Raw genomic sequence first — 14,039 nt, 5'->3', positions numbered from 1 at the left:
CGATTTTATTTATTCGAGGCATTTGTTTATTTTGTTGAATTAATATCTTTATTAAGCTTTTCAGCCATTCTTTCAAATTCTATTTTGAATCTATTTTTATATTCTTCTAAAAATAAATATTGACTTTCTTTTGGTTGGGTTAAATTTTTTGTTGTAGGATCAAATGTATTTGTATCAAATTTTACAGATTTCCATTCACTGTTTACTAATCCATCATTTTTAAAACCTGAAAAAGCCATTTCTAATTTTCCAGTTTTAAAATTATAATACATCATTCTTAATTTATTGTAAAAATAGATTCTTTTTTTTGTTCCATCATGTGTCGTTATTCCAAAATCATATGTGTCGTCAAACGTATTTTTGAAAGGATTAAATGCAGCATAAATATCATGTCGGTCAATAATTATTAGATAATCAATTTTTTTATTAATACAAAATTGATTAAGTGCAGATATTATTTTCTTGTTAGGAAAATTAGTACTTGCTGTCGAGTAATTAGGAGATATTTTTTCAAAAACAGAAAAATTAAAATCATTGTATTTTGTTACATTAATATTGTTCTCTTGAAATAAGGAATCTATAAAGGGAGAAATATTATATTCTAAATTTTCAGTATGTTTTACGTCAAATTTTGTAGCTGTATAATTTTTTAAGTGAGCATGTTTTAAAATCGGATTATAACTTTCTATAAAACCTATTTTTTGAGCAAAAAGCATATTTGTTTGAATGAATAAGGCAATAATAACAATAGAAAATAATTTCATAAAGAGATATTTTTTCTAAATATATAAAAAAAGCCTTAATCATAAATTAGATTAAGGCTTTATATAGTTTTAGAATTATTATTTGATAAAATCTGTAATAATTTCTAAGGTTTTCGCTTTTGCAGTTTCTAAATCGTCGTTCAATAAAATGATATCAAAGTCTTTTGCTTTTTCCATTTCAATTCCCGCTTTGTCCAAACGTTGTTTCAATTTGTCTTCGCTTTCTGTGTTGCGAGAAATCAAACGTTCTTTCAAAATTTCTAAAGATGGAGGATTTACAAACACTGTTAAACATTGATCTCCGTACAATTTTTTGATATTCAATGCACCAATAACATCAATATCAAAAATCACAGAATTTCCTTCTGATGTAATGCGATCAACTTCTGATTTTAAAGTTCCGTAAAAATTATCGCGGTAAACTTCTTCGTGTTCGACGAATTCGTCGTTTGCAATTTTTGCTTTAAATTCTTCTGGTGTTAAGAAATAATAGTCTTCTCCGTGAGTTTCACCTTCGCGTTTATCTCTAGTTGTACAAGAAATAGAAAATTTGATATTTTCCAATTGTTCTAAAGCGTAACGAACCAAAGTTGTTTTTCCTGCGCCTGATGGAGCTGAAAAGACGATTAATTTTCCTTTTTTCATTATAAAATGTTTAACGATTGTTCTTTAATTTTTTCTAACTCATCTTTCATCTGAACAACAATTTTTTGCATTTCAGAATGATTTGATTTTGAACCTAATGTATTGATTTCACGACCGATTTCTTGCGAAATAAATCCTAATTTTTTTCCATTAGATTCAGTTCCAGCTAATTCTTTCAAGAAATATTCGCAATGGTTTTTTAAACGAACTTTTTCTTCTGTAATGTCCAATTTCTCCAAATAGAAAATTAATTCTTGCTCAAAACGATTTTGATCAATATCAACTTTTACTTCTTCTAAACGTTTATTGAAACGTTCTTTGATAGTTTCAATTCGTTCTTTTTCAAAAGGCACAACTTGTGTTAAAAGCTCCAAAATATTATTCAAGTTTAAAGTCAAATATTTCTCTAAAACTTTTCCTTCGTCTAATCTAAATTGATTTAATGCGTCAATCGCATCAATAATTGTTGCACGAATTTGATTCCATTCGTCTTCACCCAAATCGTCTTGCGTGTACGAAATAACGTCTGGAAGGCGCATTACTACGGGCAATAATTCACCATCAGTCACATTTGGCGTGATTGATTTGAATTCTGCCATATAACTTTTGATTAATTCAGCATTTATATTTTGATTTCTTGCAGCAGGATTTAACTCTACTAACATCGAAAAATCAACTTTTCCACGTTGAACTTTTTCTGAAATAAGGTTTCTGATTTCTAATTCTTTTTCACGATAAAAAGAAGGAATTCTCGTGTTTAAATCCAGTGTTTTACTGTTTAAAGAACGGATTTCTATCGTTACTTTTTTTTCAGGTAATTCCAATATGGCTTTACCGTAACCTGTCATAGATGCTATCATAATTGTAAAATTATGCGAGCAAAATTACAATAAATTAACGTAATGCGAACTGAATTATCATCTTTAATCATTTTAAAGTTTAACATTTTGCTAAAATTTTGATGAACTTAAAACATTTATCTTTAACAATAAACTAACTAAAATTATACTATGACAAATCAAGAATTGTACAAAGGAATTGCAGAGGATGGATTGAGTTTACCTTCTACAATGGGAATTTTTCCTTCGTCGAAAGATTTTGTATTTTCAAGAGAATCAATTGAAAAAAGTCTAAAATCAACCGATTATTTTCAATTAATCAATTTTGATCTTATCGAGATTGATAAAGAAGAAAATGAAGCGGTAAAGCAAGAATATCAACTTGTAGTGTCTTATTTGGAGGAAGAATTTGATGTGAATTTGTATGTTGTGGATGCGAGAAGTAACGATTATTCTGAATTTGGTTTTGGAAATATGATTTCGGATGAAGAAATGGAAATTGCAACGCAACAAGATTTTTATTTGGAATCTGTGATGTATTTTGGAAATGATGCGTTGGATAGTTTTCATTTGCAACTAAAAATAATGCAAGCCATTGTCGAGAATCCGTCTATTGTTGTCGATTTTATGCCTTATCGTTTGCTTTCTGGTAAATGGGTGAAAGTAACAGCAGAGTCAGAAATTCCGCCTGCGCCTTCGTATTTATATGTGATACATGGCGTTTATGATGAGGACGAAAATGGCGATCGCGTGTATTGGATGCATACGCATGGTTTGCACCGTTGCGGTTCTGTGGAATTGGAAATGTTGAACATCAAAGATGGAGTAGAACAGATGAATTCGGCTTTGGATATGATTGTAAATGCGTTTATTAAACCAGATTTTCGTTCGCCAGAAAATGAAGAATTTAATATTGGTTATGATGGTTTGGATATTACATTTTGTTGGAAACGTTGGGAAGATGTGGTGAAAGATTATCCAGCAACAATTCCGGGAGGTTACAATGAACGTCAGCCAGAAAACGAAAATTACGAACCTTGTGGTGTTTTGTTAGCAGTGCAAGAAGGACATACATTGACGCCAGAAGTTTATGCAGCAACAATTGCAGATAATCCGATTTTCTTTATCAGCGATCAGGAAACGGAACGAATGTCAGCCTTGGCTTATCAACGTTTTGAATCGTATAAAAAAGCATTTAATACATATTTTAATCCAGAAGCAGATGAAGAAAATTATTATCGATTTTTAATCAAATTACGATTTAATGTTGATCATGAAATGAATAATGAACATATTTGGTTTGATGTGTACGGAATCAATGAAAACAACGAAATTTTTGGCGTTTGCTTGAATCGTCCTTATGCTGTAGAAGGTTTGAATGAAGGAGATGAAGGTCTTTATCCGCAAGAAATGATTACCGATTGGTTAATTTACACGCCGACAAACACCATCACTCCTGATAATATTTACACTATTGAATAATCAACGCGCCATTTTTCCAAACATGCGTTGGTTGTAATTGCCCTTGATAATAGATAATATTACGATAATCGAAGGTAGAGAAGCTAATAAAATCGGCTTTTTTACCTTTTTCTATTGTGCCACGATCAGCTAAATTTAATGCTTTAGCAGCACGAAAAGTAATTGCTGCTAAAACTTCTGCCATTGATAATTTCTCGAAAGTAGCCAAAACAGAAGCTTGTGTCAAAAGATTTCCCATCGGAGCAGAACCAGGATTCCAATCTGAAGCAATCGAAACGCAACAACCAGCATCTAACAATTTTCGAGCAGGCGCATATTGCATTCCCAAACCGATAGAAGCGCCAGGTAAAACAGTTGCAACAACATCAGAATTGGCAAGGTTTTTCACTTCTTCTTCACCAGAAAATTCTAAATGATCTGCACTCAATGCCTTATATTTTGTTGCTAAATAACTTCCTCCAGCTGTAAATTGATCTGCATGAATGGTAATGTCAAATCCTTGTTTTGTTGCTTCATTCAAGAAATAATCTCCTTCTTCAACAGAAAAAGCAGATTGTTCCACAAAAATATCCACACGATTTGCTAAATCATTAGATTTTAATTTAGGAAAAACTTCTTTCACCAAAAGTTCTAAATATTCTTTGTTCGAACCTTCAAAATCTTTTGGTTTCATATGCGCACCTAAAAAAGTTGGAACTAAATCAATTTCACTTTCTTGATTCGCCATATTTATCGCTTCCAACATTTTAATTTCGCCTTCAACAGAAAGTGCATAACCCGATTTAACCTCAGCACTTGTGATTCCTTGTTTGGCCAATTGAGCAATATGTTTTAGCGTAATATCTTTTAGCTCATCAACTGTTTTCTTACGTGTTTCTGTTACAGTAGACCAAATTCCACCACCACTTTCGGCAATTTCTAAATAAGTTTTTCCGTCCAAACGCATGGCAAAATCTTTGGCGCGATTTCCTCCAAAACAAACGTGCGTATGCGAATCAACAAGTCCAGGAAGAAGAATTTGTTCCGTTTTAATTTGTTCAATTTCGATGGTTGGATGTTGTTCAGAAAGTGTTTCGAAATTTCCAATTTCTACAATTGTTTCATCATCAATAATAATTCCTCCATCTTCGAGAACTTCGATTTGGTTTTCGTGAATTGCACCTTTTAAAGGTAAATTGGCAAGTGTTATAATTTGTCTGAAAGGACCGATTAATTTCATTTTTGTTGTTTTATAACACAAGTTTACGAAATTTAAGGGAGAATTTGTAGATAAGCTGAACTTGTTATCAAATAAGATATGATTCTAAAATGAGTTTGCAATGACTTAATTTTTATCGTAAGTCAGTCGATAAAATAGCGTAGCCATAATTATCTGCCCAACCAGATTTTAGAGGAAGAAGCTTTCTGGTATGTGCTTCTCGAATCATTCCAACTTTTTCAAGAACTTTGTAAGAACCAATATTTTCAATTGCGCATCCAGCTTCGATTCTATGAAGATTTAACGTATTGAATCCAAAAGAAATAATTTCTCTTAAAGCTTCTGTTGCAATTCCTTTGTTCCAAAAATCTGGATGAAGTTTAAACCAAACTTCTGCATTCTTGTATTTAGCCCTACCTAAATTTAAAGAAATTAATCCATCAAATTGATTGTCATTTTCGATAACAAAAGTATAAGCTTGTGGTTGTTCTCCTTGATTAGATTTTACTAAATCTTTTACATGAAGAATTGTAACCTCTATATTTTCTGGAATTCCTACGTGTTGTATTAATCAACTTCTTCGATAGAATATAATTGATGAATTGTTTTAGTATCATCAAGTGTGACTGGTCTCAAAGTTAAACGTTCAGTTTTAAGAATTACATTTATATAAATTACTTTTTCTTCAAATAAGTTGGGTCGTTGGGATATTTAATTACCTTGAGTAATGTAATAATTGTAAAAATAACGAAGATTAATATCACGATTGCGCTAAGAATGATGCGGTTATTTTGTTCGTTGTTGAACCCAAGGTAAAGCTCGAAAGCTGCCCAAACAATTATTAAAATTTGTGGTAAAAGTGCGCCGAAAATATTTTTTGTCATTTTATTCTTCTATTGAGTTATAAAAATAAGAAAAATAAAAAACCTGCTTATTAAAAGCAGGTTAAAAATATTATTGAGTGACTAATTTTGTTTCATTAAGAATTGGTTCTCTTTTTAGAATATTTGTTGCTACTTCTACAGTTTCTTCTTTTTCTTCGAAAATTGGCGTTTCTTGTATAAATGCAGTTGCTGGCGCTTCTTCTACTTTTGGTGGCGTGTTATCAAATTTGTAATTAAATCCGATTCCAAGTGTTTGTTTAATCTGTGTTTTTTTGATTTGATCTTCATCATATAATAGGTTGACACTTACTTGTGCCGAAACAAACTTGTTCACTTTCATATCCAAAATTCCTTGATAAGCAACGTCCATATTTCCGAAATTTTTCAGGTAATCTGCATAGATTCCGACACGGTTGTCATAAGAAATTCCTTCCATAATTTGTAGTTTATATCGCACACCTAAATATGAACCGAATTCAAATAAAGTATTGTCTCCATCATTTTTAAGTCCAAAATTTCCTTTTTTCTGTAAATCTTTGTCTAAGACAAAGGTCATTCTTGGTGTAAATGGGTGAATATTAATTTGAAAATTTTCGCTTGGTTTGTAATCAATACCCAATCCTAAACTTAAATAACCTGGAGCCATCAAGGCTGAAATCTTCGTTTTTGGATCTCTTGAATAATCAAAACCATCTGTAAATTGTGTGCGAAAATTCATAGAGGAAGCTAAATACCAATGATTTCCGATGCTGTAACCATAAGAAGAAGTTAAGTCGATAACATCATTTGTTTTGCGAGAACTTTCGCCTTTGTTAGTCTGGATTCCGTATCCCAAAACGACACGATTATCCCAGATATGCTTTTCTTTTGTCAAGTTAAATTCGTAATCTAAACTTCCGTTCAGCGCAAACGAATTTACACCTCCCGCAACCCAATTACTGAATGCACTTTGAGAAAATAAAAGTGAATTATTTCCCGAAACGAACCATCCTGGTTGACGACCATCAAATTTTTGATCTTTTAAATAACGCTTGCTATCAGTAGCTACTTTACCATCTTTTACTGTTTGCGCAAAAGTAGAAGCACTTCCTAAAATTGCTAATACAAATAAAAAATTTTTCATGTATATTTGATTGATTTATATTAACTTACTCCAAAAATATGGATTCTGATTTAATATATGTTGATTTTTCGTCAATTGTATTTTTATCAAAAACTTGATCATAGTTTTGTTTATCCAGTTTTATTCTAGGTAATTTGACTGGGGAAATGCCAGATGTATCGAAATATGGGAGAATTTCCTTCTTTCTACGTTTCTTCTTATCTTTTTTCTTAGTACTGTCTATTTTATATGTTAAGCCAATCCCAAGAGCTTGTTTAAACTGTGTTTGAGCAACTTGATCTTCATCGTAAATCAAATTAATGGTTAATTGCGTGGACATAAAATTATTAATTTTCATATCTAACAATCCTGCATACACAATATCGAGGTTATAAAATTTGTTGGAATAATTGGAGAAAATTCCAATATTATTATCGTAAGTGACGTTATCAAAAAGTTTCATTTTGTATCGACCACCTAAATATGCTCCAACTTCAAAAAGAAACGTATCTCCATCATTTCGTAAACCATAAGTTCCTTTATTTTGCAAATCTTTGTCTGCAACAATTGTTGTTCTTGATGTTAAAGGTTGAAAACTGAGAGAAAAATTAGAATTTGGCGTATAATTCGCACCGACCCCAATTGTTACATATGCAGGCGCAAATAAGTTTGATAGTTTTGTTTTTGGAGTTGTTCCGTAATTGTAACCTGCAGAAAACTGTGAACGAATATTAAGTGATGAGGTTAGGTACCATTTTTCTTTTATCAAATATCCATAAGAAGTTGTGATATTTAGATTGTCAGCAGTTTTACGCGTTCCATTGGTTTTATTGTCTAAAAAACCATATTCAAAAATAAAACGATTGTCCCAAAAGTGTTTCTTTTTTCGGAAATTAAATTCGTAATCAGCTTTAGCATTTAGTGAAACCGAATTTTCACCACCTGCCATCCAATTGGAAAAGGAATTTTGATTAACGGTTAAAGTATTTGCACCATAAATTTCCCAACCCGATTTTCGTCCTGTAGTATCCACTTTGGATTTCAGATATTTTCGACCATCAATAATTAGATTTCCACTAGTATCTAAAAATTGAGCCGAACTAAAAAGTGATAGGACTAAAAATATAATTGAGAAAATTAGTCTCATTTTAAAAAAAATATCTTTGTTTAAAATTGAAAAATTCTAAACAAAGATATCTAATTTATTTTGTAAGGCTAAAAACCTTTCTTAATTATTTTGCCAACCTTTCAACCATTTCACTAATGTATCCACCCAATCTTGACGATCATTCAAACAAGGGATGTATGTAAATTGCTTACCACCAGCTTTTAAGAATTCTTCTTGTCCTTCCATCGAAATTTCTTCCAAAGTCTCCAAACAATCCGAAACAAAGGCAGGGGTGCAAACCGCTAAATTCTTAACGCCTTGTGCAGGAAATTCTTCTAACATGTGGTCTGTATAAGGTTTAATCCAAGGGTCACGACCTAAACGAGACTGAAAAGAAGTGGTATATTTATCTTCTGGTAATTGCAAGTATTCGGTTACCAAACGTGTTGTTTCAAAACATTGATTACGATAAGTTTCAATAGGTAATTTGCTCGCTTTTGCAGCACGAAGTGCTTTATTATCGTGACGTTCTGGAATTCCGTGATAAGAAAACAATAATTTATCAAAATTCTCAGGTAATTTTTCTTTGATAGAATCTCCTAAAACCTTGATATAATCTGGATGATTGTAAAAAGCTTTCAAGAAATTAATCTTAGTGTCTTTGTAACTTTTTTTCTGAATTTCAAGCACTTTATCCGCAACAGTTTCTGTAGAAGACATTGTGTATTGAGGGTATAAAGGAACAACCAAAATGTCGCGAACACCTTTGTCATAAAGCTCTTGTAAACCAGCTTCTATCGAAGGGTTTTTGTAACGCATTGCCAAAACAACTGGAATATCCATTTGTTTTTGTACCATATCTCTCAAAATTTTAGAGTAAACAATTAAAGGAGAACCTTCTTTTGTCCAAATTTTTCGGTAAGCTTCAGCAGATTTTTCGGGTCTTTTTGGTAAAATAAATAATTCAACAATAGTTTTACGAATAATCCAAGGAGAATCCAAAACTTTCTTATCCATTAAAAATTCGCGTAAATAAGTTCTTACGTCTTCAACATTGGTAGAATCGGGCGAACCTAAATTCACTAATAATATTCCTTTGCTCATAATTCTTTTTATCTAAAAAAATATTGCGTTCTTTGTAGTTGTAAAAGTACGGAGGATAATTTAATTTGTCCTTCGTAATATCATCATTATAATTTATATCATCATTTTATGTCAGATTTATTAAATCCTGATAAAGAATTTTATCCAGATGACGATCTAAATCACGAAAATACTGTTCGTCCGCAAAGTTTTGATGATTTTGCTGGACAAGCGCATATTCTAGAGAATTTAGAAGTTTTCGTAAAAGCGTCTAAACTTCGTGGCGAAGCATTAGATCACGTTTTGTTGCACGGACCTCCAGGTTTGGGAAAAACGACATTGGCAAATATTATTGCGAATGAATTAGGTGTAGGAATCAAAATTACATCTGGACCAGTTCTCGATAAACCGAGTGATTTAGCTGGTTTATTGACGAATTTGGAAGAAAATGATGTGCTTTTTATTGATGAAATCCATCGTATGTCTCCCGTTATCGAAGAATATTTGTATTCGGCAATGGAAGATTTTAAGATTGATATTATGATCGAATCTGGACCAAATGCACGTTCGGTTCAAATTGGTTTGAATCCTTTTACATTAATTGGTGCAACAACGCGTTCTGGTTTATTAACTGCGCCGCTTCGTGCTCGTTTTGGAATTAATTTCCGTTTCGAATATTATAATGTTGAATTATTAAGTACGATTGTTGAGCGATCTTCTCGTATTTTAGACACACCAATTGACGAAAGAGCGGCGATAGAAATTGCAGGTCGTAGTCGTGGAACTCCTCGTATAGCAAATGCTTTATTGAGAAGGACTCGAGATTTTGCACAAATTAAAGGAAATGGAAAAATTGATTTATCAATTGCTGAATTTTCTTTAAAAGCTCTAAAAGTTGATGATAATGGTTTAGATGAAATGGATAACAGAATTTTATCAACAATTATTGAAAAATTTAAAGGTGGACCAGTCGGAATTACAACTTTAGCAACAGCAGTTGGAGAAAATGGTGGAACATTAGAAGAAGTTTATGAACCGTATCTCATTCAAGAAGGTTATTTGATGCGTACTGCTCGTGGACGTGTGGCAACAGAAAAAGCTTTCAAACATATTGGTGTAAAATATCGTGGAGAAAATTCACCTCAAACCGATTTGTTTGATTTGTAATTTTGTTCTAAGTCATTCTGAGCTTGTCGAAGAATCTTAACGATTTTCTTACTCTAATAAATCGAAAATGGCTCACACGACAATGTTATTCCGACGTTAGGAGGAATCTTAAAAGAGAATAGTATTTATCATTAAAAATATTTTATGTTAGAATTAAGACCTAATTGCGAAAATTGTGGAAAGAATTTATTGCCAAATTCAACAGAAGCGATGATTTGTACATTTGAATGTACTTTTTGCAAAGATTGCGTTGATAATATTTTGGAAAATGTTTGTCCGAATTGTGGCGGTAATTTTACTCCAAGACCTATTCGACCAAATAAATATTTATCTAAATATCCTGCATCTACGCAAATTGTGTTAAAAAAGTTAATCTAACAGAATTTGAGAATTTAAAGATATTTTACCTGAAAATCGTTAATCTCAATTTAGGAAAAATTAAATAAGATGTGATGTTGAAACGAGTTCAACATGACAATATCATTCCGATGTTAGGAGGAATCTAAGATTCTTCATTTCACTAATGTTTCATTCAGAATGACAAAATTTAATTTCGTCGATATAATAATTATAAATTCATAATTACGAATTAACTAATGCTCCTTCAAACAGAAGAACATATCAAAATAAAATGGTCCCAACGCATCAAAGCAAAAGCTGAAGCATTGGGATTTATTTCGTGTGGTATTGCCAAAGCAGATTTTTTGGAAGAGGAAGCTCCACGTTTAGAGTCTTGGTTAAAGAATGATTTTCATGGCGAAATGCAGTATATGGAAAATCATTTCGATATGCGACTGGATCCTCGAATTTTGGTCGACGGAGCAAAATCTGTGATTTCGTTGGCGTATAACTATTACCAAGATTTAGATCGAAATCCTAATTCTTACAAAGTTGCGATGTATGCGCAAGGCGAAGATTATCATTTTGTCGTGAAGGAGAAAGTGCGCGAGTTGTTAGATTTTATTCAAGTAGAAATAGGGGAGGTGAGCGGAAGAGCTTTTACCGATTCAGCACCAATTCTGGAACATGCATGGGCGAAAAAAGCTGGAATTGGTTGGGTTGGAAAAAATTCGTTGACGTTATCTAAACAAAAAGGTTCGTTTTTCTTTTTATCCGAATTAATTATTGATTTGGATTTAGCCTATGATTCTCCAATCGAAACAGATCATTGTGGAAAATGTACGCGTTGTATTGATGCTTGCCCAACTGAGGCAATCTTACCCAATAAAACAGTGAACGGAAGTCAGTGTATTTCGTATTTTACAATTGAATTGAAAGATCAAATTCCGACCGAAATGAAAGGGAAATTTGATGATTGGATTTTTGGTTGTGATGTTTGTCAAGAAGTTTGTCCGTGGAATCGTTTTTCGTTGCAAACGAAAGAAACTCGTTTTGTTGGTAACGAAAAAATTAATCAATTCTCGAAGAAAGATTGGGAAGAAATTACAGAGGATGTTTTTCGAGAAATTTTTAAGAAATCGCCTGTAAAACGTACAAAATTTGATGGTTTGAAAAGAAATATTGATTTTGTAAAATCACTATAATTCGTGAAAATTTTTGGTTTAGATTTTGTTAGCTTTACTTCAAGAAAATCGAATCAAAAAATGAAAAAAAGTTTATTCATTCTTACTACTTTTTTAGTCTATTTTGTGCAAGCTCAATTTGGGATTGTGCAAGATAAAGATGGTTTTGCAAATGTGCGAGATGATAAAAATATTTCGTCTAAAATTGTTGCTAAAGTCAATTCAAATTCAATTTATCCAATTGATTCTGATGAAGAAAACTCGAAATGGTATTTAGTTGAATATCAACCTGAAAAAGCTGGTTTTGTTTACTATGATCGAATCAAAAAGTTAGAAGATTTTGAAACTATTTCAACAACTTCAGTCAATGATTCTAAAATAGAATTTTCGGTTGCTGATTATACCATTCAGCTCGAAACGCAAGAATTTAATTCGAAAAAACATAAAATTTTCACGGAAGGTGATTTTGTTTATGCGATTGATGAAAAAGATTTTCTTGGTTCGGATGGAATGATTCCTCAAACAGAATTCAAATCGTTTAAAATATCATTCAAAGGAAAAGAAATTATCATTCCAAAAGAATATTTTATCAATTTATATAATGCGAATTTATCAGCAACAAAACTTACTTACAATAAAGAGTTAAATCAATATTATTTGTTCGGTACATATAGCGATGGAGCTGGTGTTTATGATGCACTTTGGGTTTTGGATAATGGAAAAATTGTAAAACATATTGCTCAAATTAATGCTTATGCTTAGTCGATTTTTTTCAATTTTAGGGTGCTTCTTGCTATTCACTTCGATAATGTTTGCTCAAAAAGTAACGACTTCCAAATTTGGAGATATTTCGTACGAAATGAAGCAAAAACAAGTTGCAGCTTTAACACCAAATCAATTAGCTCTTTATGATGTAAATAATGCAGAAATGCCTGAACAGGACATTGAGTTGAATGGAATTAAATATCATATTTCGTACTATAAAAATTTGAAAACAAAACAATTCGAAGTATATATGGTTTCGTCTGTCAGCTCTAAACTTTCGACTTTATCAGGAATAAAAGTTGGAAGTTCGTTGGACGATTTATGGAAAGCGTACAAAAAATATGATTTTTCGGTGTAAGATATTTTTGAAGATGATGAGACAGAATCGGGATATTTAAACAATAAAATTTATGAGGATTAAAATAACTTTATTAGGATTTTTCTTGCTTTCGGTTGTTGGATTTGGTCAGATTTCTACAACACGAATGAATGAACTGAAAATTGGTATGCGTCCGTTCGAAGTGTTGAAATTGTTAGGTGAAGAAATTGCTGCAATTGTTGATGAAGGAGAAACGAATGTCACCCTAAAAGGGATTGATTATACAATCGAAATAAGAAGTGGTTATTTGAGTAAAACAGAAAATGACACCTATTTAAGTTCTATTTCTACAACAAGTAAAAATATCAAAACTTTGTCTGGAATTGGAATTGGTAGTACGTTGGAGGATTTGTGGAAAGCTTATTCGTCAAAATATAATGTGTTTTTGGATAAATCGAATAATAATAACAGAGAATTTAGAATTGATGATAGAGAAAATGGTGTTATATTGACTTTTTCTTTGAAAAATGAAATTGTAACAACAATAAGATTGAGTTCTTATAACCCAGAAGAATGTACACTTTAAAATAATGATTAAAACCTAAATACATAAAAATGAAAAAAATATTTTTTATAGCTGCTTTTGTAGCTGGAATAGCTTTGCAAGCGCAAGTTTCTACAACTCGTATTAATGACGTAAAACTTGGAATGAAATTGTCTGAATTAGAAAAATTAACTGGACAAAAATTTAAAATAAAATTGAATGAATATGGTTATCCTGATGGTGATGTAACAATTGTCTCTAAAGGAGTAACATATAAAGTTGGATTGACAACAAATGGTGAGGAGACAGCAGGTTCTTCTAATTTAACTGTATATAGTGTAAAGTCTTCGGATTCTAGTCTTAAAACATTATCTGGAATTAAAATTGGCTCATCTTTGGATGAGTTAATTAATAAATATAAAAATCTGAATATTTCTATTTTCGATGGTTATGATGATAAAACGGATAAAAGAACAAAAGCTTTTCGTTATTTTAATGTTGAAGATTATGATAATGGATCGATTCTACAATTTTATTTAGTGAATGATAAAGTAGTTTCTTTCGATGTAATGTATAATGAAGGTTGTTAAAATGAATAAACAAAAAATTCCAACTC

Annotated in this window: 15 protein-coding genes and 1 pseudogene; 8 read left to right on the top strand and 8 right to left on the bottom strand. The window is 31.5% G+C overall.

The features are described 5' to 3' along the window. Positions 1–26: 26 nt before the first annotated feature. The 3 genes from B4G36_RS06960 to B4G36_RS06950 all read right to left on the bottom strand — a co-directional run bounded on the left by B4G36_RS06960 (position 27) and on the right by B4G36_RS06950 (position 2,269). Positions 27–764 (bottom strand): hypothetical protein, encoded by a 738-nt coding sequence (locus B4G36_RS06960; protein ID WP_291062944.1) that lies wholly within the window; start codon positions 762–764, stop codon positions 27–29. A gap of 78 nt (positions 765–842) precedes the next feature. After that, positions 843–1,409, bottom strand: a complete 567-nt coding sequence (gene gmk, locus B4G36_RS06955; RefSeq protein WP_125348755.1) for a guanylate kinase — start codon at positions 1,407–1,409, stop codon at positions 843–845. Further along, positions 1,409–2,269, bottom strand: coding sequence for a YicC/YloC family endoribonuclease (locus B4G36_RS06950; RefSeq protein ID WP_291062942.1), 861 nt, complete (start codon positions 2,267–2,269; stop codon positions 1,409–1,411). The genes gmk and B4G36_RS06950 overlap by 1 nt, the downstream gene beginning before the upstream one ends. 150 nt (positions 2,270–2,419) lie before the next feature. On the opposite strand from B4G36_RS06950, the gene B4G36_RS06945 reads away from it, so the two are divergent. After that, positions 2,420–3,730, top strand: coding sequence for a DUF4026 domain-containing protein (locus B4G36_RS06945; RefSeq protein WP_291062940.1), 1,311 nt, complete (start codon positions 2,420–2,422; stop codon positions 3,728–3,730). Here B4G36_RS06945 and hutI read toward each other — a convergent pair. The 5 genes and pseudogenes from hutI to hemH all read right to left on the bottom strand — a co-directional run bounded on the left by hutI (position 3,720) and on the right by hemH (position 9,126). Then, positions 3,720–4,949, bottom strand: coding sequence for an imidazolonepropionase (gene hutI / locus B4G36_RS06940; RefSeq protein WP_291062938.1), 1,230 nt, complete (start codon positions 4,947–4,949; stop codon positions 3,720–3,722). The genes B4G36_RS06945 and hutI overlap by 11 nt on opposite strands. Before the next feature lie 211 nt (positions 4,950–5,160). Beyond that, positions 5,161–5,391, bottom strand: a pseudogene (locus B4G36_RS13960) (GNAT family N-acetyltransferase); the annotation flags it as partial. A 491-nt stretch (positions 5,392–5,882) separates the two neighbouring features. Next, positions 5,883–6,935, bottom strand: coding sequence for a DUF3078 domain-containing protein (locus tag B4G36_RS06930; protein ID WP_291062936.1), 1,053 nt, complete (start codon positions 6,933–6,935; stop codon positions 5,883–5,885). A 25-nt stretch (positions 6,936–6,960) separates the two neighbouring features. Then, positions 6,961–8,061: a DUF3078 domain-containing protein gene (locus tag B4G36_RS06925; RefSeq protein ID WP_291062934.1), complete on the bottom strand. Its 1,101-nt coding sequence runs from the start codon at positions 8,059–8,061 to the stop codon at positions 6,961–6,963. Between the two features lie 81 nt (positions 8,062–8,142). Beyond that, complete coding sequence (hemH, locus tag B4G36_RS06920; protein ID WP_291062933.1) at positions 8,143–9,126, bottom strand: ferrochelatase; 984 nt, start codon at positions 9,124–9,126, stop codon at positions 8,143–8,145. A gap of 108 nt (positions 9,127–9,234) precedes the next feature. Here hemH and ruvB point away from each other — a divergent pair, with 108 nt between their 5' ends. The 7 genes from ruvB (at position 9,235) to B4G36_RS06885 (ending at position 14,013) form a co-directional block, all read left to right on the top strand. Continuing rightward, complete coding sequence (gene ruvB, locus B4G36_RS06915; protein WP_038332085.1) at positions 9,235–10,272, top strand: Holliday junction branch migration DNA helicase RuvB; 1,038 nt, start codon at positions 9,235–9,237, stop codon at positions 10,270–10,272. Between the two features lie 144 nt (positions 10,273–10,416). Further along, positions 10,417–10,650, top strand: a complete 234-nt coding sequence (locus tag B4G36_RS06910) for a DUF1272 domain-containing protein (protein WP_291062931.1) — start codon at positions 10,417–10,419, stop codon at positions 10,648–10,650. A gap of 218 nt (positions 10,651–10,868) precedes the next feature. After that, on the top strand, positions 10,869–11,816 hold the full coding sequence (gene queG / locus B4G36_RS06905) for a tRNA epoxyqueuosine(34) reductase QueG (protein WP_291062929.1): 948 nt from the start codon (positions 10,869–10,871) through the stop codon (positions 11,814–11,816). Between the two features lie 60 nt (positions 11,817–11,876). Then, a complete protein-coding gene (locus B4G36_RS06900) occupies positions 11,877–12,557 on the top strand; it encodes a hypothetical protein (protein WP_291062928.1) in 681 nt (226 codons plus the stop codon). 46 nt (positions 12,558–12,603) lie between these two features. After that, positions 12,604–12,918: a hypothetical protein gene (locus tag B4G36_RS06895; RefSeq protein ID WP_291062926.1), complete on the top strand. Its 315-nt coding sequence runs from the start codon at positions 12,604–12,606 to the stop codon at positions 12,916–12,918. Positions 12,919–12,970: 52 nt separating this feature from the next. Next, on the top strand, positions 12,971–13,465 hold the full coding sequence (locus B4G36_RS06890; RefSeq protein WP_038332097.1) for a hypothetical protein: 495 nt from the start codon (positions 12,971–12,973) through the stop codon (positions 13,463–13,465). Positions 13,466–13,494: 29 nt separating this feature from the next. After that, positions 13,495–14,013 carry a hypothetical protein gene (locus B4G36_RS06885; protein ID WP_291062924.1) on the top strand — a complete coding sequence of 173 codons (519 nt, stop codon included), beginning with the start codon at positions 13,495–13,497 and terminating at the stop codon, positions 14,011–14,013. The last annotated feature ends 26 nt before the right edge of the window (positions 14,014–14,039 follow it).

It is taken from the genome of Empedobacter sp. UBA3239 (assembly GCF_002362875.1).
GTDB classification, from domain to species: Bacteria; Bacteroidota; Bacteroidia; order Flavobacteriales; family Weeksellaceae; genus Empedobacter; species Empedobacter falsenii_B.
Note: the sequence above shows the minus strand (reverse complement) of the source record. Positions and strands in the feature narration are given on the sequence as shown.

What these genes read in the sequence shown, in the direction of transcription:
- B4G36_RS06900 (WP_291062928.1), top strand. Translation starts at nt 11,877, where the DNA reads ATGAAAAAAAGTTTATTCATTCTTACTACTTTTTTAGTCTATTTTGTG.
- B4G36_RS06885 (WP_291062924.1), top strand. Translation starts at nt 13,495, where the DNA reads ATGAAAAAAATATTTTTTATAGCTGCTTTTGTAGCTGGAATAGCTTTG.
- B4G36_RS06950 (WP_291062942.1), bottom strand. Translation starts at nt 2,269, where the DNA reads ATGATAGCATCTATGACAGGTTACGGTAAAGCCATATTGGAATTACCT.
- ruvB (WP_038332085.1), top strand. Translation starts at nt 9,235, where the DNA reads ATGTCAGATTTATTAAATCCTGATAAAGAATTTTATCCAGATGACGAT.
- gmk (WP_125348755.1), bottom strand. Translation starts at nt 1,409, where the DNA reads ATGAAAAAAGGAAAATTAATCGTCTTTTCAGCTCCATCAGGCGCAGGA.
- B4G36_RS06930 (WP_291062936.1), bottom strand. Translation starts at nt 6,935, where the DNA reads ATGAAAAATTTTTTATTTGTATTAGCAATTTTAGGAAGTGCTTCTACT.
- B4G36_RS06890 (WP_038332097.1), top strand. Translation starts at nt 12,971, where the DNA reads ATGAGGATTAAAATAACTTTATTAGGATTTTTCTTGCTTTCGGTTGTT.
- B4G36_RS06925 (WP_291062934.1), bottom strand. Translation starts at nt 8,061, where the DNA reads ATGAGACTAATTTTCTCAATTATATTTTTAGTCCTATCACTTTTTAGT.
- queG (WP_291062929.1), top strand. Translation starts at nt 10,869, where the DNA reads ATGCTCCTTCAAACAGAAGAACATATCAAAATAAAATGGTCCCAACGC.
- hutI (WP_291062938.1), bottom strand. Translation starts at nt 4,949, where the DNA reads ATGAAATTAATCGGTCCTTTCAGACAAATTATAACACTTGCCAATTTA.
- B4G36_RS06945 (WP_291062940.1), top strand. Translation starts at nt 2,420, where the DNA reads ATGACAAATCAAGAATTGTACAAAGGAATTGCAGAGGATGGATTGAGT.
- B4G36_RS06960 (WP_291062944.1), bottom strand. Translation starts at nt 764, where the DNA reads ATGAAATTATTTTCTATTGTTATTATTGCCTTATTCATTCAAACAAAT.
- B4G36_RS06895 (WP_291062926.1), top strand. Translation starts at nt 12,604, where the DNA reads ATGTTTGCTCAAAAAGTAACGACTTCCAAATTTGGAGATATTTCGTAC.
- hemH (WP_291062933.1), bottom strand. Translation starts at nt 9,126, where the DNA reads ATGAGCAAAGGAATATTATTAGTGAATTTAGGTTCGCCCGATTCTACC.
- B4G36_RS06910 (WP_291062931.1), top strand. Translation starts at nt 10,417, where the DNA reads ATGTTAGAATTAAGACCTAATTGCGAAAATTGTGGAAAGAATTTATTG.